The sequence below is a fragment of the Streptomyces sp. NPDC006510 genome, assembly GCF_040611955.1.
In the GTDB taxonomy this organism is placed as follows: domain Bacteria; phylum Actinomycetota; class Actinomycetes; order Streptomycetales; family Streptomycetaceae; genus Streptomyces.
In genome coordinates this window covers 1-1078 of the sequence record NZ_JBEXPH010000480.1, presented here as the reverse complement: position 1 = coordinate 1078, position 1078 = coordinate 1, and the positions used below count along the sequence as shown (strand labels likewise).

General features: G+C 70.7%; 2 protein-coding genes. Both read right to left on the bottom strand.

Annotated features, from left to right (window positions below; genetic code table 11):
• A partial coding sequence (locus ABZY11_RS44670; RefSeq protein WP_356484644.1) for a transposase occupies nucleotides 1-566 on the bottom strand: 566 nt, incomplete at its 3' end.
• Nucleotides 494-1054, bottom strand: coding sequence for a winged helix-turn-helix domain-containing protein (locus ABZY11_RS44665; protein WP_356484643.1), 561 nt, complete (start codon nucleotides 1052-1054; stop codon nucleotides 494-496). The genes ABZY11_RS44665 and ABZY11_RS44670, both read right to left, overlap by 73 nt.
• Between the last annotated feature and the right edge of the window lie 24 nt (nucleotides 1055-1078).

Sequence of the window (1078 nt, the reverse complement as noted above, 5' to 3'; positions counted from 1 at the left end):
TAGGGTGACGTTGGGGTGTCGACGGCCAGGCCGGTGCCGGCTATGAAGCCGTCGAGGGTGTCGGGCCGGTACTGCAGGCGTTTGAGCCGGTTGCGTACGAGGGCCTCGAGTCGATCGAGGGCGACCACGGCGAGGTTGGCCAGGCTGCGTTTGACGTGGGCCCAGACCCACTCCACGGGGTTGAGGTCGGGCGAGTAGGCGGGAAGCAGGAACACCGTCAGCCACTCGCGCTCGGCGATCAGCCCGCGCATGGCGTGCGAGACGTGGGTGTTCAGGCGGTCCCAGACCAGCACGATCGGGGCCTTGACGAGCTGGTGGGCGCCGTCGATCAGTGCGATGAAGTCGCGCTCGCTCATACTGCGGCGCTTGCCCTTGCCGGAGGGGTGGCTGCGCAGGCGGTGGCACAGCCGGGTCCGGGAACCGGGCCGCATAGCGATCAGTCCTGCCACGGACAGCCGTCCCGAGCGTCGTCCGCTCACCGTCACCCGCGGGGTCACGCCGCGCCGGCCCCAGGTGCGTCCTTTGGGCGGCCGGCGGGTGAAGCCTGCCTCGTCCTCGAAGCAGATGTAGCCTCCGCAGGCCGCCCGGGCTCTTTTACCTCCGCCCAGGTCGCCTCCTTCCATGCGGTGACGGCCTGCTCGTCACGCTCGGCGACCCGCCGCGCGGGGACCTGCGGGCTGAAGCCGAGCCGGTGCATCAGCCTCGTCGCCCCCGAGACGCTGTACGAGACGTGGAACTTCCGGCCGATCAGCGTGGCCACCCTCGCCGCGGTCCACACCTGGTCCTCCACCCAGCCATGCGCGGCTGGACCCTGCTCCAGATACGCTGCCAGCTTCTCCAGACAGCGCGTGGACAGACGGCACCGCGAACCGCCCGGGCCACGGGAGGCCAGCGCCAGCGCACCGCCCTCCCGCCACAACTGCTGCCACTGGTAGGCCGACTTCCCGCTCACCCGCAGGCGCCGTGCCACTTCCGACGGTTTGATTCCCTGCTCGAACAACTCGGCCGCCTGCATCCGCACCGACTCACGGCGCAGCCGACCCGCAGCGGTCAGCCCGCCCCCATCCGCATACCTCAC